At 47.4% G+C, this 18,887-nt stretch carries 18 protein-coding genes and 1 tRNA gene; 15 read left to right on the plus strand and 4 right to left on the minus strand.

Annotated elements, in window-relative coordinates:
* The first annotated feature begins 461 nt into the window (after window positions 1–461).
* The 4 genes from H6F52_RS16175 (at window position 462) to H6F52_RS16190 (ending at window position 3,989) form a co-directional block, all read left to right on the plus strand.
* A complete protein-coding gene (locus H6F52_RS16175) occupies window positions 462–1,013 on the plus strand; it encodes an FHA domain-containing protein (RefSeq protein WP_190410290.1) in 552 nt (183 codons plus the stop codon).
* Between the two features lie 6 nt (window positions 1,014–1,019).
* Complete coding sequence (locus tag H6F52_RS16180; protein WP_199300587.1) at window positions 1,020–3,029, plus strand: FHA domain-containing protein; 2,010 nt, start codon at window positions 1,020–1,022, stop codon at window positions 3,027–3,029.
* 199 nt (window positions 3,030–3,228) lie between these two features.
* Window positions 3,229–3,537 carry a hypothetical protein gene (locus H6F52_RS16185; RefSeq protein WP_190410289.1) on the plus strand — a complete coding sequence of 103 codons (309 nt, stop codon included), beginning with the start codon at window positions 3,229–3,231 and terminating at the stop codon, window positions 3,535–3,537.
* 26 nt (window positions 3,538–3,563) lie between these two features.
* On the plus strand, window positions 3,564–3,989 hold the full coding sequence (locus H6F52_RS16190) for a hypothetical protein (protein ID WP_190429611.1): 426 nt from the start codon (window positions 3,564–3,566) through the stop codon (window positions 3,987–3,989).
* Window positions 3,990–4,121: 132 nt separating this feature from the next.
* Here H6F52_RS16190 and H6F52_RS16195 read toward each other — a convergent pair whose 3' ends face one another.
* Window positions 4,122–4,607: a hypothetical protein gene (locus H6F52_RS16195; protein ID WP_190536067.1), complete on the minus strand. Its 486-nt coding sequence runs from the start codon at window positions 4,605–4,607 to the stop codon at window positions 4,122–4,124.
* A 98-nt stretch (window positions 4,608–4,705) separates the two neighbouring features.
* On the opposite strand from H6F52_RS16195, the gene hetZ reads away from it, so the two are divergent.
* The 3 genes from hetZ (at window position 4,706) to H6F52_RS16210 (ending at window position 9,234) form a co-directional block, all read left to right on the plus strand.
* On the plus strand, window positions 4,706–5,848 hold the full coding sequence (gene hetZ, locus H6F52_RS16200; RefSeq protein ID WP_190410286.1) for a heterocyst differentiation protein HetZ: 1,143 nt from the start codon (window positions 4,706–4,708) through the stop codon (window positions 5,846–5,848).
* Window positions 5,841–6,860, plus strand: a complete 1,020-nt coding sequence (locus H6F52_RS16205) for a hypothetical protein (RefSeq protein WP_190536068.1) — start codon at window positions 5,841–5,843, stop codon at window positions 6,858–6,860. Before hetZ ends, H6F52_RS16205 begins: the two co-directional genes overlap by 8 nt.
* A gap of 73 nt (window positions 6,861–6,933) precedes the next feature.
* On the plus strand, window positions 6,934–9,234 hold the full coding sequence (locus H6F52_RS16210) for a DUF3488 and DUF4129 domain-containing transglutaminase family protein (RefSeq protein ID WP_199300589.1): 2,301 nt from the start codon (window positions 6,934–6,936) through the stop codon (window positions 9,232–9,234).
* Window positions 9,235–9,377: 143 nt separating this feature from the next.
* Here H6F52_RS16210 and H6F52_RS16215 read toward each other — a convergent pair.
* The 3 genes from H6F52_RS16215 to H6F52_RS16225 form a co-directional block, all read right to left on the minus strand.
* A tRNA-Leu gene (locus H6F52_RS16215) sits at window positions 9,378–9,459 on the minus strand.
* A gap of 94 nt (window positions 9,460–9,553) precedes the next feature.
* Entirely contained in the window at window positions 9,554–10,336 is a 783-nt protein-coding gene (locus H6F52_RS16220; protein WP_190536069.1) for an SDR family NAD(P)-dependent oxidoreductase, read from the minus strand.
* Between the two features lie 154 nt (window positions 10,337–10,490).
* Entirely contained in the window at window positions 10,491–10,775 is a 285-nt protein-coding gene (locus H6F52_RS16225) for a DUF427 domain-containing protein (protein ID WP_190429832.1), read from the minus strand.
* 200 nt (window positions 10,776–10,975) lie between these two features.
* Here H6F52_RS16225 and recQ point away from each other — a divergent pair, with 200 nt between their 5' ends.
* The 8 genes from recQ to H6F52_RS16265 all read left to right on the plus strand — a co-directional run bounded on the left by recQ (window position 10,976) and on the right by H6F52_RS16265 (window position 18,764).
* Complete coding sequence (gene recQ, locus H6F52_RS16230; protein WP_190536070.1) at window positions 10,976–13,129, plus strand: DNA helicase RecQ; 2,154 nt, start codon at window positions 10,976–10,978, stop codon at window positions 13,127–13,129.
* Window positions 13,130–13,371: 242 nt separating this feature from the next.
* Window positions 13,372–13,512 (plus strand): hypothetical protein, encoded by a 141-nt coding sequence (locus H6F52_RS16235; protein WP_190536071.1) that lies wholly within the window; start codon window positions 13,372–13,374, stop codon window positions 13,510–13,512.
* A gap of 190 nt (window positions 13,513–13,702) precedes the next feature.
* Complete coding sequence (locus H6F52_RS16240) at window positions 13,703–14,515, plus strand: hypothetical protein (protein WP_190536072.1); 813 nt, start codon at window positions 13,703–13,705, stop codon at window positions 14,513–14,515.
* Window positions 14,516–14,590: 75 nt separating this feature from the next.
* Entirely contained in the window at window positions 14,591–14,773 is a 183-nt protein-coding gene (locus H6F52_RS16245) for a hypothetical protein (RefSeq protein WP_190536073.1), read from the plus strand.
* 377 nt (window positions 14,774–15,150) lie between these two features.
* Entirely contained in the window at window positions 15,151–15,675 is a 525-nt protein-coding gene (locus tag H6F52_RS16250) for a hypothetical protein (protein ID WP_190536074.1), read from the plus strand.
* Window positions 15,676–15,949: 274 nt separating this feature from the next.
* Complete coding sequence (locus H6F52_RS16255; protein WP_190441495.1) at window positions 15,950–16,171, plus strand: hypothetical protein; 222 nt, start codon at window positions 15,950–15,952, stop codon at window positions 16,169–16,171.
* Window positions 16,149–16,406 (plus strand): hypothetical protein, encoded by a 258-nt coding sequence (locus H6F52_RS16260; protein WP_190536075.1) that lies wholly within the window; start codon window positions 16,149–16,151, stop codon window positions 16,404–16,406. Before H6F52_RS16255 ends, H6F52_RS16260 begins: the two co-directional genes overlap by 23 nt.
* A gap of 378 nt (window positions 16,407–16,784) precedes the next feature.
* The gene (locus H6F52_RS16265) at window positions 16,785–18,764 is read left to right on the plus strand and encodes a long-chain fatty acid--CoA ligase (protein ID WP_199300590.1); all 1,980 of its coding nucleotides are present in this window, start codon (window positions 16,785–16,787) and stop codon (window positions 18,762–18,764) included.
* Window positions 18,765–18,887: the final 123 nt, after the last annotated feature.

Consider the following 18,887-nt stretch of genomic DNA (forward strand, 5'->3'; position numbering starts at 1 on the left):
TATCAACAATGCAACTACTTTTTTTAGGTTTAATCTAGGCGGTGAGGAGTCAGAAATCATCAACAGGGCAGGAGTTGCCGTTTTCAGTTTCCCAATCTTGCAGCTAAAAGAGCAAGCGATCGCTAATTGGTATCAACGCCAGCTATAATTTTATATTTTGCTTCCGTTGACAAAATTATTAAACTGTGCAAGCGAGGTGGTTGGTGCCACCATGAATGCCCAAAGTTAAACGAATTATACGAGAACGACATCGGGAACATAGACAAAGTTTGCCCATAAGTAACGCCTTCTCCTGAAGTAAAGTTGAGCAAAGATAGCGGCTCATCGTCATTTCCCGTAGATTTTCGTTTTTTTAAACTTCCTACACAATTTCAGATTTTTCTTCCAGGTCATGTTAGAAATCAGGACATTAAGACTTGAAGCAGTTTATAGAAAGAAACAATATATAAAGGCTAAGCAATATGAATGAATTAACTTTAGAGTGGCAAGAAGCCGGTCGGGGACAAACCCAAACAATTCACGATCGACAAATCGCTAAACATCCCGGTACTATCCGGATCGGTCGTGACCCAGCTCGATGCGATATCGTTTTGACAGATCCCACGGTATCTGGGCTGCACGTCGAAATATTTTTTAACCCACAGCAGCAAAGCTTTTACTTGCGGAACCTGCGAGAAAGTAATCCGCCGCTAGTGGATGGTCACACCCTCATCCAAGGCGAAGTGCTTCTGAGTCAGGGTAGCACGATCTGTTTAGGACAGATAGAAATCCAGGTGACAAAGGTTTCCTTGGCAGTGGTGGGCGTTCCTCCGACGGTTTTGTTGTCACCGCCATCACCCGCAGCAGGCAAACCAGCCCCCACCGCCCCTAACCCAGCGGCTGTAACCTATGGTTTGGAATGTTCCAGTTGCCATCGCGTTTCACCGTATAACTTAATGAATTTGGGGTGTCCGTGGTGTGGCACATCCCTAGCAGCAGCATTGAGCGTTTTAGTCACTCCTAGCAGCAACTAATCAACCATGAATCCAGCACCCATGCGCCTTCGCCTCAGCTGGGACGATCCAGGAACGGGAGAACGGAAAGAACCGACGCTGGCAGTTCCAATCGCACTGGGACGGGAATTTAATCAGATGCCAGGGGAAATGAATGGGCATCGCGTCTCCCGATTAACCCTCAATAGTCTTGAGGTTTCCCGCTTCCACGCCCTGATTGATATGGACGCTGGCGGGTTGGTGGTTATTGACCAAAACAGCAGCAACGGCACCTTGATTAATGGACAACGTCAGACGCGCAGTGTTCTGGGGAATGGCGACTCGTTGCAAATTGGCCCTTATTACATCAGCGTTACCTTCGCTGCCAATCCACCTGCATCGCCCCCGTCTGGAAATTCCCAGATTTTCTTCCACCCAGACACAGATCTCCCTGACCCCAGGATTAGTCATCCGGCACCCCTGCCTCCGCTTGCTTCCCCCGCGCAACCAGGGGGAACGGCAGCGTTTCCTCCACCGGCTTTTCAGGCGCAGCAAGTCGTCGTGCAAGACCTTCATGCCACTGGATTGCGGGTGGATGAAGTGGACTATGCCGCTGTTGGGGGCGGTTTGGGCAGCTTTGTCTGGGTAGATTTATTAAGAATTTACGGGGTGAAAAGCAGTCAGATTGTGGCTTTGGGAATGGAACCCCAACCGTATGCTCGTTACAAGCGGCTGTGCATGAATTCGCAAATTCCTCTGTACGAACGCCTGCGGTCAAATTCAGATTCTTGCCCCGATAATATTTGGGGTTGGCCTAGCTATGCCCTGCGAGAAGCTGGGCACGATTTGCTCAAGGGAAGCATAGGAACAGCATTCGGGTATTTGTGGCAGGTATTTGCCGAACCGGCTTTTGCCCAAACTTATACCCCTCGTGCGGGTAATGTCTTTGACGCCCTTGATAGGGAAGCAAAACGGATTGGTTGGGAACAGATGTTTCGTTACGCCAGCGTCCGTTCGATTCGGAAAACTGAGGATGGACGATATGCGATCGCTTATTCTCGTACCAGTGCCAACCAGCGCGACCATGCTTTCTTAATTGCCCGCAATGTCCAACTCGCCACCGGCTACGCGGCGATTCAGTTTCTCCCGGATTTGCAAGCTTACCGGGAAAAAACCAATGATTTTAAGTCCGTCGTCAATGCCTACGAAGAACATAACCACGTCTACGAGCATTTAGAGAAATTTGGCGGTACTGTGATGATTCGGGGGCGGGGGATTGTCGCTTCGCGGATCGTACAGCGAATTTATGAAGCCAGGGCAAAAAATCCAAATATCTCGCTGCTACACTTGATGCGATCGCCGAAACCCCAAGGCAACAAGTTTGGGCGATCGCAACGGTCTGTTGAAAATCACTACGAATTTCAACCCTTTAACTGGCCTAAAGCCACTTGGGGCGGTGAATTGCGGATAATGCTTGAAAAAGCAGCACCCGAACAGCGAAAGCGCCTACTCGCAGATTGGGGCGGCACCACCACAGCTGACCGTCAGGATTGGCGACGCATGGTTGAAGAAGGCATCCGTCAAGGCTGGTATCAAATTACCTTTGGGGAAGTGGAACGAGTCGAACGCAACCCTCACTCGTCAGGAATTGAGCGCACCGTTACCTATATTCAAGAAAAGGGATTAAAAGGACAAATTCGCCTCGAAGCTGACTTTATCATTGACGCCACCGGACTCGATGCCAAAGTCAAAGCGAATCCCCTCCTGAACGACCTTGTCACCCATTACAAACTCCCCCTCCATGAAAATGGGCGGATAGCTGTTGCCAACAATTTTGAACTTGTCGAAATGCGATCGCCGCAGGGTCGGATGTATGCTGCTGGTGCCATGACCCTCGGTGGGCCTTACGCCGCTGTTGATAGCTTCTTAGGGTTGCAATATGCAGCACTTTGTGCAGTTGATAGTCTGTCGGCAGCTCGTGCCCCTGGAATCCATCGATTGAACTTTTTAAGTTCTTTTGGGCAATGGATAAAATGGGTCGCGAACCAAGCACCGTAAATTTACTAAACTTGCTCTGGGTACTCAACGGATTGTCAGAGTAGATTTCAGCAATATTGCTGATTCATCTAGAAGCGGGCAAGCAGAAAATATAGATAGATACTGAAAGAAAGTTGACTCCATCAATAACTGCCGTCATAGCCCTGAGCGAGCCAAAAATATGCGAGTCCATTGCACTTATCGGAATGGAGGCCATAAAGTGCGAAAACTCAAAATTTTTAACGAAGTTTTACCTGAAGTCAGGCTGTTCAAGTGTAAAGAAGCCGAGATGAGCAGCAGCTACCTTCTAGAAGATTTAACGATGAAGGAAATCGCTGACTACATGGGTTTTGGCTGTATTTCCGACCCCGAAGAAGCAAATGTCATGTCTGAAACGACAGGGTTGCCAATTGTTGGAAATTCTGTGTGGGTGAAATGCCCATCTAAGCTAGAAGTCGGAACAGTCTATGAAGGTCATTTACGCAAGAAAGAAACGTCCGGACTGCCCGAACTGAAGCTTGAAAACTGATGCGGTAAGTGGATTAAAAATTTACCATGACTCCGACACTTTTCGGTCGTTGGCAAACCCGATTATTTCTACTAGCAACACTGGGCACGTTGGTAACGTTGCCCTTTGCTTTGGGCGTCATTGGTCCCGGTGCCGACTCGCTTTTTTTCTGGATACTAGGGTATGTTGCGGTCTTTGGACTCGGCTGGGATCTCCTATATGACTATATCCAGAAATTCCGTTGGGATCGAGATTGGCCTGGAGCTTTACAGTTGCTTGCCGGTATTTGGGAAGCAGTTTTTATCGGGTTGCTGGTGAAAATATTTAGCTTACCGGGTGTAGGACGGGATCTGCCGTTGCAATGGTTTGTGCTGCACTACAGTCTCGTGTGGCTGAGCGTCTATCTGGCGTCGCATACCATCATGCGAATTTTATTTCCGCGTTGGCGTTTCCACGGGGGTCAGTTAATCTGACGAACGTTGCAGCGGATTGAATCCGGTTTATTAAAAAATCTAAAAATTAGCAGGGTTTATTCGGCGTTACACGCTCAAAGAATCATAATGATTCGTAGGGCGGACAACACCACCCTACAAAAAGCCCATGACTCAAGCGATATCGGGGGGCAAATTTCTGGGATTAGAGTTGAAGGAAGGCCAGTGTTGTTGCCGGTGTTCTTTAATCCGGTTCAGCAAATTTTCCCGAAAAATTTCAGCCCCGGTGGTACGATTACCGGGAGTTTCAAAGAAAATCGTGCTATCAACAATATCTCTGCCAACCATTTCAAACAAAATGTGAGTTACAGGTTCTGGCAAGGCAATAATTTCCGGATCTGGCACGGAAGAGAAAAGGTTGGCGTCTTCTAAAGTTGAAAAGGCGTGTATCACATTTTTTTCGAGATTGACTTGGGCGCGATTGCTAAGGGTCGTCAACAGCCAACCATCTTCCTGACTTTGGAGAATGTAATACTCGGAATGTTGCAGCTCAGTCGCATAGTCTACGAGAACGGGTGCAATTTCCGTAATCCACTTAGGTGGGATGCGATAGAGGGACGCTTTGTCAATCAGAGCTTGAATTTGTTGGTCTAAGTTCATAAGGACTATATGGGGTCTTCTGCCGTTAACGTGTCGTAGTTGGGTATGCTAGGGTCTTGACAATAATTAGCCATTGTGGGGAAATCTACCAGGGAGTGGTGGACGCAATCTTTCAACTACTATTTAACGAACTCCGACAGTCATCCAAGGCTTCGGAGCAGAACTGTCGTGAGGTTGCGGCGCGGATAGCTAGCGAAGTCGGTCGGATTTGCACTGAGAGTAAGCGAATCCAGGACTCAGGAGACATCGAAACCTGGGCAATAACACTGGCTCGTCTCCGCCTGAAGCAATGTCTTCATTATTACCAAATGGGGGCACACCGGGGACGGGTGGAATTACACAGCACCCTGAGTGCGATTATCTATCGCTACATTACACCGTCGCAGGTGCCTACGAGCTACCAGGCGCGGTTAACTCTGATAGAAGATTTCTTACAGGGATTTTATGCTGAGTCCTTAAATGCATTTCGACGAGAAAGCGGAATGGGACCGGCATATCGTCCTCATACTTTGTTAGAACTGGCAGAGTATATGGCTTTTGCTGAGCGCTACGGCAAGCGGCGCATTCCTTTGCCCGGTCATCGCACTCAGCAATTAATCATCCTGCGGGCGCAAACTTTTTCGCAACAACAACCCCCGGAAACTTCCGTAGATATGGAGCAGGCGGCAGAGGGATCTGCCACTGATTCCGACTCGGTTTGGAATGAAGCGACGGTGCAGCAGGTGCGGGAGGCGATGGTTGCTCACGAATCCGAACCTCTTGAAAAAAGTCTGCGCCAGACGGTGATTAAGGAGTTGCTGGCTTATCTGAAAGAGCGCCAGCAAACTGAATGCGCCGATTATTTTACTTTGCGTCTGAAAGATTTATCCGCCGGGGAAATTGAAGCAATTTTAGGTTTGACGCCGCGCCAAAGGGATTATTTGCAGCAACGCTTCAAATATCATTTGATTCGATTTGCTCTTTCCCAGCGATGGGAACTGGTGCATCAGTGGTTGGAAGCGGATTTAGAACGGAATTTGGGTTTGACGCCGCAACAGTGGCAAACATTTCAAGGAATGCTGAGCCAAGAGCAGGCGGAATTACTACGATTAAAGCAACAGGGATTCCCAAATGCAGCGATCGCTCAAACTTTGGGTTGTACGGTCTCCCAGGTTGAGAAGCGGTGGTTCAAGCTGCTAGAGATTGCCTGGGAAATTCGCAATCGTTCAGTATCCGGAGCAAGTGCATCTCAAGATGAATAGTGACCTAGACAACAATTCCGAAGCGATCGAAAACCGCTTTCTGGCAAGTCTGCTAGAGGATGGCGATCCTCTAGCAGCGCCACCACCCCAAGAGCCGCCTGCTCCTACAGACGACTTGGTGGCGGCAGAGCTGGAATTGGATGCGTTAGACCCACTGGATTCAGAAGACTTGAGCGTAGTGACCGACCACTTCGGTGAAGCGACCCAAGGCTGTCAACCACTCAACTTGGGAGGAGAAATACCGACTGTGCAAAATCGTTTCCATGCGCTTTTGAAGCGCAAACTACAAACAGAAATTGAACGAAATCCGCCCCTGTTTCCCTGGGAGACGGAAATTCGTAATTATGAACCTGACTATTCAGACAGCCAAGCAAACAGCTGGGTTCCCCTATGGACACCGCAGCTTTCTAACTTTAGTCTGCCAGTCACCCTACCCGAAACGGTTTTAACACAACTGCTAAACTCTTGCCAGGAGGCGATGCAGTCGCCGCTGCAACAGGGAGCAAAAATGGTGCGTGCTGCCAGTGCCTTATTTCCAGGGCAACCCCAGGCACTGAACCAGTTAGCAGGATTGGTGCTGCTCTATCCGACCCGTTCTCCTCAAGAGCAGCAACTGTTTACAAATCGTTATGAAGAGGCAACAGACAGCCAACAAATGGCGCTGTCCTTATTGGCGGCTAGAGAAATCATCAACGCGCTGACGCTGCCTGTATCGCCGGATCGGCAGCCGGTAGAGCGGCAGTGGCAGACGACAGTTGGACTGATGACTCTCAGGGCGGAATATCAGTTAGAGGGGCGGGTTCCCAGATGCCGGATTGAGACGCGCTTGCCTCGCGGCGGTAGGTTAACCTTACGAACCCCGCAAGGCTCGGCAACGGCACAGCGCACTTATCCGGGCTATTTGAGTGTAGAATCCTTTGATTTGGAACCCAACCAGACTTATCCTCTGGAAATTCAGTTTCAGGAACTGGATCGGCAACCGCTGATTTTTGCGATCGCGGTCGGTAACTAAATGGCGAATGGCGAATGGCTAACTGTGATAGAACAATTAGCAATGAGCAATTAGCGATTGACCAATCACCAGTATGCGGCGTCTACCAGTTTTTAATCAGTTTAGGCAGCGGCTAGCGGCGATGCCGATGCCCGAAACGGAAGAATCCATTCTGTTGCGGGTGCTGGTGCAGGCGCTCGTGGTGGTAGGAATCATTGCGACGGATGTGGCAGCCGAGACGCAGATTAGCTTGTGGGCTGTGCCGCTCAGCATTGCCGGGGCGACGTGGAGTTGGTATCGACGACGCGATCGCAATGTGCCAGTGAAGTTCTTACTGGCGATTGGAATGTTAGTGGCACTGGCAGTTTTCTTGAGAAATCTGTTCGGGCAACTGAACGATACCCGGCTGGTGCTGGCAGAGTTGTTAATTCATCTGCAAGTGCTACACAGCTTCGATCTACCTCGTCGCAAGGACTTGGGCTATTCGATGGTGATCGGGCTGATTTTGTTGGGTGTTGCTGGGACGGTGAGCCAGACGTTCGCTTTTGCACCCATACTGCTATTGTTCTTAGGCATCGGGCTGCCGGTATTGGTGCTAGATTACCGTTCGCGGCTCGGTTTGGAACACTTAAAAATGAAAAATGAAAAATTAAAAAAGGGGAATTCCCCAATTTTTAATTGGAAATTTTTCAGTATCAATTTTTTAGCGATCGTGGGACTGGGGCTGACCATTTTTGCCCTGATGCCTCGATTTCCTAGCTATCAGCTACAGACATTTCCCGTCAGTGCCCCCAGTAATCTCGCCCAAAAGGATTTTCCCAGCAATAACCGTGGCATTGTCAACCCTGGTAAACAAGGCAAGGGAGGTTCTGGTGGCGGGTCAAACCAAGACACTGGCCCTGGCAATGTAGATGATACCTTTTACTACGGCTTTAACAGCAAGATTAACCAGAACCTACGGGGAGGGATGAAGCCCAAGGTGTTAATGCGGGTACGCTCCCAGTCAGAGGGATTTTGGCGGGTGCTGGGGTTCGACCGCTACACGGGTCAAGGGTGGGAGATTTCCCGCGACAATCAAACGCAGACGGTAGAGCGTCCACCTTGGTCATACCGATTTTTTATCCCCAGACAGTTCATTACTGGGAAAACCAGGGAGGTGATTCAGACCTATACAGTGGTGTCTGAGATGGCGAATCTGCTGCCAGCCCTGGCGTTTCCCAAGGAACTCTACTACCCCACGCCGAGAGTGGCACTGGATACAGAAGGCAGCGTGCGATCGCCTGCACTGTTGCAGGAGGGACTCACCTACACGGTAGTTTCAGAAGTCCCTTACCGCGATCGCACTCGCTTGGGGCAGGCGTCCACTAACTATTCCAAACCCATCCGAAATTACTATCTGCAAGTTCCTCCGCAAATTGCTGACAAAGTGCGGCAGCTAACGGGAGAAATCTTAGCGAAGTCGAGAAAACCCATCACCTCGCCTTACGAAAAAGCCCTCTACTTGGCTCAATATCTCAAACAAAACTACACAATTCCACCCGATCCCAATAGCTTGCCATTTTTGGATGAAAACGAAGACTTAGTAGAAGCATTTCTTTTCAAGTACAAAGGCGGCTATCCAGACCACTTTTCCAGCGTCCTCACGATCATGTTGCGTTCGATTGGCATCCCGGCGCGACTGGTGGGGGGCTTTTCCCCTGGCGAGTTCAATCCCTTCACGGGCTTATACATCGTCCGCAACACCGATGCCTATCTGATGACGGAGGTATATTTTCCGAGTAACGGTTGGTTTGCTTTCGATCCGATTCCCACGCATCCACTCATTCCCCCTTCAATTGAAGAAGACCAAACGTTTAGCGTGCTGCGCCAATTCTGGAAGTGGGTTGCCGGTTGGTTGCCTTCGCCACTCACCAGTTGGCTGAATAACGTGTTCGGTGCAATTACTACCTGGCTGATTGGGGGAATTATCTGGCTGTGGGCGCTGTTATCCAGAGGTTGGGTGGGCTTGTTCGCCGGTCTCATCTTAGCCATTTGCCTGGGTTTCTTGGGCTGGCTGGGTTGGAATGGCGTGCGTGTATGGCTGTACCGTCGCTGGTTAGCGAAGCTGCCTCCAATGGAAAGTCTTTACCAGGAAATGTTGGCAAATTTACGCACTCAGGGATATGCCAAACATCCAGCCCAGACGCCGTTGGAGTATGCTTATCTGGCGTATCAACACCAACCACCGGAATCTGCTAAGGCAATTGACGAGATTACCCAAGCTTATGTCAGTTGGCGCTATGGTAAACAGAATCCCAATGTGAATCAGTTGCGGCTGCGGCTGCGAGAGTTGAAAAAATCTCAGTTGAAGAAGCGTTGGCAGCAGCGCCAAGATTTAAAGCTGAAGACTCCATAATATTTTTCGGGTTGCGATCGCGATTTGGTGCTGCATGGGGAAATCGCGATGGCTTCGCCTCGGACTCCGTCCTACGCAACCCACTCAAAACAAAACCGAAGCTAAAAGCCTCGGTTAGTTACGGAGTTATTTATCGTCACTCATGCGGATGAAAGGACTTGAACCTTCACTTCTTGCGAAACTAGAACCTAAATCTAGCGCGTCTGCCAATTCCGCCACATCCGCTCATGGCGTTTACAATCATAGCAGAAACTATCGCCAATATCAGCATTTTATGAGATTTGTTCTTGCCCTCCCGATCAAGGAGGATTGGGATGTTTTAGCCAGCCAGTAAGGATTCGGCACCATCAATCCACATTTCCGTCCCGCTAATCAGGCTGGAGGCGTCTGAGGCTAAAAATAGCACCAGGTTGGCAACTTGTTCAGAGGAGCCGGGTTTACCATCCGTTAGCGGGATTTTTCCTGCCGGATACTCCACGGGTTCACGAGCTTGTTCCAAGCTCCGTCGTTCAGTGCTTTGGTCAATATTGGTTTCTATCGCACCCGGACAAATCACATTGACTCGGATGCGGTGTTTGGCTAGTTCTAGCGCCACCATTTTGGTGAATGCGACTTGAGCCGCTTTAGTGCAGGAATAGGCTGTCGCACCGCTGTTGCTGAACATCCGCGTGCCATTAACCGAGGAGGTGATGATGACAGAACCGCCTTGTTTCTTGAGATAAGGCACGGCATATTTAACAGTGAGGAAGGTGCCTCTCAGATTGACTTTAATCGTTTTGTCCCATTCTTCTGGCTCTAACTCTTCTATGGGTGCCCAGACGCCGTTAATTCCAGCATTCGCAAATACAATGTCAAGGCGTCCCCATTGATTTATTATTTGTTGCACCGCTTGTTGCATCTCCTCTGTTTCGGAGATGTCAGCGAGTACTGGGATGGCTTCTCCACCGGCTTGTTGGATTTGGGCAACGACTTCGTTGAGTTCGTCTTCAGTACGTCCTAAGGCTGCGATTTTTGCACCTTCCTTCGCCAATAGCACTGCTGCTGCTTTGCCGATGCCCGAACCCGCACCTGTAATCAGTGCTACTTTGTCACCAAGTTGCATTGCCCCTCCTCTACTTTGACCTGTTTCCTATTGATGGTTGAACAAAGGAAGGGACACTACATCCGTCTTCTGGAAGACGTAGTTTGGAATCGTGCAAAGTGATAGGTAATTCCTTCCAGGCTTGGGGGCACGGCAATGCCGTGCCTCCACTGGCTTATGCTTCGACTTTGACGCCTTTCCAGAAGGCAATGTACCCTTCAATGTTCTTGGCGGCGTCCTTGGCTTGGGGATAGTACCAAGCTGCATCTTTGTTGACTTGCCCATCGACTTCGATGGAGTAATAGCTGGCTTTGCCCTTCCAAGGACAGCTGGTGTGAGTGTCGCTATCTTTGAAATATTGCTGGTTGATAGCATCAGCGGGGAAGTAGTGGTTGCCTTCCACGACTTCGGTGCGATCGCTTTCTGCTAAAACCGTACCATTCCAGATTGCTTTCGGCATGGGTTAATTTACTAATAGACTTTCCAAGTATCATTATGATTCGTAAAGCAGGCTCTCGTTAGCGCAACCAATTTCGGGCAGCAGTTTTGGATGCCCACAACACTCTGAAACTCCCTTGCGGAGAATTCGGAATTTCTTCATTCATCCTTTTGATCCTGCGCGGATGCGCCGCTTTGCTAACATCCTTCATCCTTCGGAAGATGCCCCAGTTTCCTTCTCTCGAACAGGCACTCAAACATTTTTTTGGCTACGACAGCTTTCGCCTAGGGCAACGTCAGATTATTGAAGAAGCGCTACAAAACCAGGATTTGCTGGTTGTTATGCCTACAGGTGGAGGAAAATCTTTGTGCTTTCAGCTACCAGCTCTACTGAAATCCGGCTTAACCGTGGTAGTGTCGCCGTTGATTGCCTTGATGCAAGATCAAGTAGAAGCGTTGCGGGATAACGGCATTGGCGCGACGTTTCTCAATAGTAGTCTCAGTTGGGGACAAGTGCGATCGCGCGAACAAGATATCCTCAATCGCCGCATCAAACTACTCTACGTTGCCCCAGAAAGACTTTTGGGAGAAAAATTTTTGCCCTTTTTAGATTTGGTGCAACACCAAATTGGAATTCACTCGATTGCCATTGATGAAGCGCACTGCGTTTCTGAGTGGGGACATGATTTTCGCCCAGAATATCGGCAATTGCGACAATTACGCCAACGCTATCCGAATGTGCCCTTTTTAGCCCTTACCGCCACCGCTACCGATCGCGTCCGTCAAGATATTATCCAACAGCTGGCGCTCAGGCAACCCAGTATTCACATTGCCAGTTTTAATCGCCCCAATCTTTACTACGAAGTTCAGCCAAAAGAAAAACAAGCTTACTCCCAACTCTTAAAGCAAATTCGCACAACTGAAGGTTCCGGGATTATTTATTGCCTCAGTCGTCGCCGTGTAGATGAAATTGCTTTTCGATTACAAAAAGATGGCATTTCAGCGCTACCGTATCATGCAGGGCTAGATGATGAAGAACGGACTTCCAATCAAACTCGCTTTATTCGAGATGACGTGCGAATAATGGTAGCAACGATTGCCTTTGGCATGGGAATTAATAAGCCAGATGTGCGCTTTGTCATTCATTATGACTTGCCGCGCAATTTAGAAAGTTACTATCAAGAAGCTGGAAGGGCAGGAAGAGATGGAGAACCTGCGCGTTGTACAGTCTTTTTTGGCTACGGCGATTTGAAGACGATTGAGTATATTATTGACCAAAAAACTGACCCGCAAGAGCAAAGGATTGCCCGTCAACAATTGCGACAGGTAATTGATTATGCGGAAGGAACAGACTGTCGCCGCACAATTCAATTGGGTTATTTTGGCGAACGTTTTGCAGGAAATTGCGGCAACTGCGACAACTGCCGTTTTCCTAAACCCGTGCAAGATTGGACAATTGAAGCGCAGAAATTTCTTTCTTGTGTCGCTAGATGCAAAGAAAGATACGGGATGAATTACATTATCGATGTGCTGCGCGGCTCAAAAAATCAGAAGATTTATCAGAATGGACATCAGGAACTTTCTACCTACGGCATCGGAACTGATAAAAGTGTAGAAGATTGGAAGATGTTAGGGCGATCGCTTTTACATCAAGGACTTGTCGATCAAACCACTGACGGTTATTCCGTCTTGAGGCTCAATACTTTAAGCTGGGAAATCTTACGGCGTCAGCGTGAGGTGCAGATTGCTGTTCCGATTGTTACTGCAATTGATGAATCACCGCAAATGGCAGTAGAAGTAGAAATGCTCTATGAACAATTGCGCCAGCTTCGCAAACAACTCGCTGATGAGCAATCCGTGCCTCCCTACGTCGTCTTTGCGGATTCTACCCTAAAGCTGATGGCTCAGATGCAACCTCAAAGCTTACCCGAATTTGGCAAAATTTCCGGTGTTGGAGATTATAAATTAGCTCAATATGGTGAGCGATTTGTTGCTGAAATCCGAACTTATTGTAAAGAACAAGGAATTTTAAAGTCCACTTCTGTTGCGGCAATTCCTCAAAAAAACCACCCTACATACACCCAGTTAGCTACGCTGGATTTGTATAGGCAAGGTTTGAGCATTGAAGAAATTGCTCTAAAACGTAACTTGCGGACAGGCACTATTTTAGATCATCTAGCGGAACTGATTTCGATGAATCAGCCTGTGGATTTAAACTCATTAGTGCCCCTAGAACGTCAAGAACCCATTTTAAAAGCAATTCAAGAGGTGGGTGCTACTTCACTCTCAAAGATTCGAGATTCTCTAGGGGAAATCTATACTTTTGATGAGATTCGACTGGTACGAGGGCTGTGGAAACGAGAGAACAAAGGTTAATTTTTTAACGCAAAGGTACGCAAAGGTTAGCGCAAAGGTACGCAAGGTAAGGGCTTACCTCTCGTTTCCTGAAGTGGTTAGCAAGCAAAAAATACTACTTTTGGCGTATGGTGCAATGGGGGAAATGTGTCTAAAGGATATTGGTGTCGCCATAACACAAGGTAGTCTGTTCCTCCCTGAAGCCTGTTGGGTTCTTCGACAAGATGAAGCAAGAAAAGCGCTTCCCTAAGAATGTTTAGGGCGTGCAGTTGCACTTCAATCAAGCTATCAAACAGGTACAAAAAGGCAACTACTATCAAGCTGAACGCTGGCTCAATCGGGTGCAGCATTCGTCTGATAGTCAAGCATCGGTTAAAAAGGCGATGCAACCGTTGAGCGTCTAAAATTTGTGGTGAACGCTTTAGCTAAGGGAGTCAGGAGGCTTCGCCAACCTTTTAAACGGCAGGGCAGGAGCTTTTTCACTCATCTAGTGTTAAAACCAATAATATTGCCTGAATCCTCAAGGACGGGTGTGAAGTTAAGTTTAAGCTACTCAATGACGGATTTCGCAAGCTCTTTAGGAGAAGTTAAGAGATGACCCATCACGTCAATCAGCTTGGCGAAACGATCCCCCAAACGCTCAATGGATATGACCCTAATGTGTTTCCAGCATTTCATGAAACGCTGCAAACTCACTTTCCAGGGGCACTTCCCATGAGCAAGTACATGAGAAAGACTTTCCAAAGCTTGAGTTCCTACGGTTTTTGTGACGAAAACACGATGGGAATGATAGCAATTTGTCGGGATGAAGTCGCCGAACCCCTATTCATTGAAGTAATTCGATACTGGGGGAAAACTTTTAATTGTTGCAGCTTAGCCGGGTTCGTCATGATGGGGAAAACGGGGTTAGCCGCTGCGACTGACCATACCCCTATCGTTGATGGTATCCGTCGTTTTACCTTCTATGCGATGCCCCATATCGCTATTTCTAGACATGGTGATATTGGTAAGGTTTATCGAGATGGTGTTCAAAAAGTTTCCCATGCTTGTGGAGCATTAGAAACAGTCGTCAAAGAATTGGCATCTGGTCATCTGAAACTAGAAATGGATATGCAGGATATTGAACAAACAATTATCCGGCAGAAAATTCTTTCAGCCCTTACTTATGGCGACAAGCCCGATTTGATAGAAATTACAAAGTTGGCATCTAAAATTATTTCCGACGATGTCGAAGCCCTCTTAAATATTCTCGATCGCTCTGTGTTTAACTACGCCGTCATGACCGGAATTCAAATTCATGGCCCTCTAGGCACCCACTGGATCTATCCACAAGATTTTTATGTCGTCGGCTCTGACATTCCTGGAGGAAAGGAAAAGATAGAAGCGTTTCAGGCAGCGCAAATTTAAAAAGGTAATGACAACGCGATCGCTATAACAGAAGGTAATCTGTCACGCCCCAAATCCGTCGATTTCCTTGACAAGATGAAGCAAGAAAAACGCTTGACGGGCGATGTTTGGGGTGTGCAGTTGCACTTCAAGCAAGTGCAAAAAGACAATTACTGTAAAGCCGAAGGATGGCGCGATCGGTTACATCAGTTGGCGGATGGTCAAGCATCGCTTAAAGAGACATCGCAGCCATTTAGCGTCTGTGGTTTGGGATTTTAGGTATCAACTGAAGGAGTTAGGAGGTCGAACCTAAAAGCCTCCTGACTCCTAAATTTTGTCATAACAGTCAGTTTATGCTACATTTTGTAATACATTTGTGTGAAGGGCGATCGCACTTTTCATACTTAGCTAGGAAAGCTGATAGACCTTTAAAGACCATGTCATCACGAGTTAAGATTTCAACCAGTATCTTTAGCAAGGCTTACCTCGCTGTAGCGTGGAAGTCACGAAATGAATTAACAGATTACGAAAGGCGGGGGTTTGCCCAGTTTTTTTACCTAACGATTTGTGGTCATATTGAGAGCCTCCTGTCCTCAATCATCAAGGTACGAATTAACTCAATACGCTATATGGTGCGATGGGAAGCAGTACCTCCAATGCAGTTTAATGATGGAGGTCAAATTCATCATTGTGAGCTTAAGCCTGTCATCGACTCTGTCTTACAGATTGTATCATTAGTCGCAAAGGATACTGAGAATGCACCTCTGAATAAACTTTTTGAGTTGTATAGCAAAGTATTTTCACAAAGCTTGAAAGAAATAACTGGAAAAGATTTATACGAGGATTTAGATGCACTAGCATCGCTACGTAATTTATTTGCTCATGGTCGCGATTTGTTTATTGAATTTGATGGCCCCTTTCCAGACAAAGCAACTCTTGATAATAATCCATTGCAAAAACCAGCTCAACGACTATTCAAAGCAGGGATTATCAAAGATTTTAATATTACTGGTCGGAATTACGATAAGTTCCAAGCACTATTTTATAGTGACGAGGTACTGCTATATTTTTATCGCTCCGTTCAAAAAATAGAAGATGTACTGATAAAATCTATTGGATTTATGCCTGAAAAATCTATGACTTATATGCCACCTTTGGTAGATTTAGAGGTAGAAGAGTAGGCTGCACTAGATAACTGGTTTAAAGATTAATTAGGGATAGTAATAAAGCAATTTAGTTGAGCGATACTTTCTGACCTTGAAAGGAAAATCCTGCTAGACAATGGCTAAGAAATACCCTTTGAACCAAATAGGGATGTAGCCAGAGATATCACATATTGAGCGATCGCATTCTTTTCCTAACCTGTGTAAAGATGCGATTGCTTCTCATAGCTAGTAGAGTATCACTGGGGCGATCGCATAATAATATAAAGGTATTTACCACGGATTTTTCTCTATGACTACCTTGTTAGAAATCGAAGCAGCAATCAAACAGCTTCCAGAAGGTGATGTTCGTAAATTAGCAACATGGCTTCAAACCTATTTGGATGAAAAGTGGGATCGGCAAATCGAGGAAGATTTGATATCAGGCAAATTAAATAGCCTCATTGCTAAAGCAGAAGCAGACATTGCAGCAAATAATGTGAGGGATCTTGATGAAATCCTCCACAACACCTGAGTTTTGGAAAGCCTATGCAGCGCTGTCTTTAGAAATGAAACAGCAAGCTCAAAAAGCCTATCAACTTTGGCAAGAGAATCCATCGCATCCATCTTTACATTTCAAGAAAGTGGGTAAGAATCTTTGGTCGGCTCGGATTACCGACGGCTACCGAGCATTAGCTTTAAAAAAGGGTGACGATTATTACTGGTTCTGGATTGGCTCTCACCAAGATTATGATGCTTTGCTGAGTTGAGTCGCGCCGCAACTAATATCAACACAATCAGACATCATTAGCGATCGCATTCTTTCGCTAAGCCGTATATTAGATGCGATCGCTTCTCGTATCTAATAGAGAGTAAGTACAACCGCCTCATTATATTGAGGTATTGCCTTTTAAAAAATTTATGGGTGTGCCTCTTTCAGTTTTTTTTGGGCGCACAGATTCCCATTCTTTAAGAATATACTGTCAACTAGCAATAGTCAAGTATCAATTATTACAAATAATTAAATGCGATCGCTCTGCATAGATGGCATAGACACAATCAATTCTGTCCCTAAAACCTGTTATTGAAGCAACAGAGGAGTATTTTGGAAAAAGAGCTGATTAACGATTGCATCGATTAATAAAGATATGTCGAAAGCCCCTACTTCCTTCCAACTCAGCGAGCGAGACCGTGCTAACCTTAGCCGCATGGTAGATTACAGTTCGGTGGAATCTCTACCCGCGATCTGGCCGCTGGCGCGATCGCACTTTGGTAATACCATTGCCCTCCACGACCCCCACGCTCAACCAGAAGTAGTCATAAATTACACCGAACTAGCTCAGCAAATTCAACAATTTGCCGCTGGGTTGCAGGCATTAGGAGTCCAGCCAGAATCTCGCCTCGCCCTGATTGCCGATAATAGTCCGCGCTGGTTTATTGCCGACCAAGGGGCGATGACCGCTGGGGCAGTTGATATCGTGCGTAGCTCTCAGGCAGAGCGGGAAGAGTTACTATTTATACTGGCAGATAGCGGCAGCACTACCTTAGTGGTGGAAGACCTGAAGACGCTGAAAAAACTCAGGGAACGCCTCAACGACCTCCCGATTCAGCTAGTCGTTTTGCTCTCCGATGAAGAACCACCCGAAGAATCCACCTTAAAAGTGCTGAATTTCTCTGGAGTCATGGCAGCAGGGGAAAATCAATCCTTGCAGCCGGTGAAGCAAAACCGAGAAATGCTGGCGACGCTGATTTATACTTCTGGTACGACCGGCAAGCCCAAAGGCGTGATGCTGACGCATGGCAACCTGCTCCACCAGATTACCAACTTGGGAACCATCGTTCAGCCGCAACCAGGCGAACCTGTCCTGACGATTCTCCCCACTTGGCACAGCTTCGGGCGCACTGGCGAATACTTTTTCCTCTCCCACGGTTGCACCCAGATTTACACGAGCATTCGCCACATCAAAAAAGACTTTAAAGAATTCCAACCCCACTATTTAATCGCTGTTCCCCGACTGTGGGAATCTATCTACGAAGGCGTCCAGAAGCAGTTCCGCGAACAGCCTGCAAACAAGCAGAAACTGGTTAAAAATCTGCTAAGCATTAGTCAGCGCTACATTGAAGCTCGCCGTACTTGGCACAACTTGCGCTTACAACCCCAACCTCCCTCCATGCAAGAACGGCTATTAGCTGGAAGCCAAATGCTTACCTTGGCTCCTATCCATGCGCTTGCCGAAAAATTAGTGTATGGAAAAATCCGAGAAGCCACTGGCGGCAAATTAAAGTACGTCATCAGTGGCGGCGGCTCTCTGGCAATGCACCTAGAAAACTTCTTTGAAATTATTGGACTTGAGGTGCTGGTGGGCTATGGTCTTACAGAAACATCCCCCGTCTTAACGGCTCGTCAGTCTTGGTGCAATTTGCGGGGTTCATCTGGGCGATTTCTGCCAGGGACGGAAATTAAAATAGTTGACCCCGAAACCCGCAAACCCCTTCCGGCTGGGAGTCGCGGTCTGGTTTTAGCACGAGGGCCGCAAGTGATGCAGGGATATTATCAAAATCCCCAAGCAACTGCCAAGGCAATTGACTCTGAAGGTTGGTTTGATAGCGGCGATTTGGGTTGGCTAACAGAGGCGAATGACTTAGTGCTGACAGGTCGGGCGAAGGATACGATAGTTTTAACCAACGGCGAAAACATCGAACCCCAGCCGATTGAAGATGCCTGTCTGCGGAGTTCTTATATTGACCAAATTGTGTTGGTGGGTCAAGATGAGCGATCGCTAGGTGCTTTAATTGTCCCCAATCTGGAAGCTTTGCAAAAGTGGGCAGCAGACAACAATCTGCACTTGCGTCTCCCAGAACAAACTTCCTCAGCTAGCAATATCCCGACTGCATCCACTCAAGAAATTGACCTGAATAGTAAGATTGTTCAAGAATTATTCAAGAAAGAATTAAACCGGGAGGTGCAAAATCGTCCTGGTTATCGCCCAGATGACCGGATAAGTCTCTTTAAGCTGATTCTGGAGCCGTTCTCCATTGAAAATGGCATGATGACCCAGACGTTGAAAATCCGCAGACCTGTCGTAATGGAACGCTACCGCGATATGATCGACGGGATGTTTGCCTGATTTGGTCGGAAAGTTGGAAAAAAGCCTGAAGGATGAAGTGTAGTGCGAACTACACACACCGCCTTCATCCTTTAGCCCTCACCCTGAGCGCCTTTCCTACAAACCTTTACTCTTTAATTTTTC

Source organism: Coleofasciculus sp. FACHB-542, assembly GCF_014695825.1.
GTDB lineage: Bacteria > Cyanobacteriota > Cyanobacteriia > Cyanobacteriales > FACHB-T130 > FACHB-T130.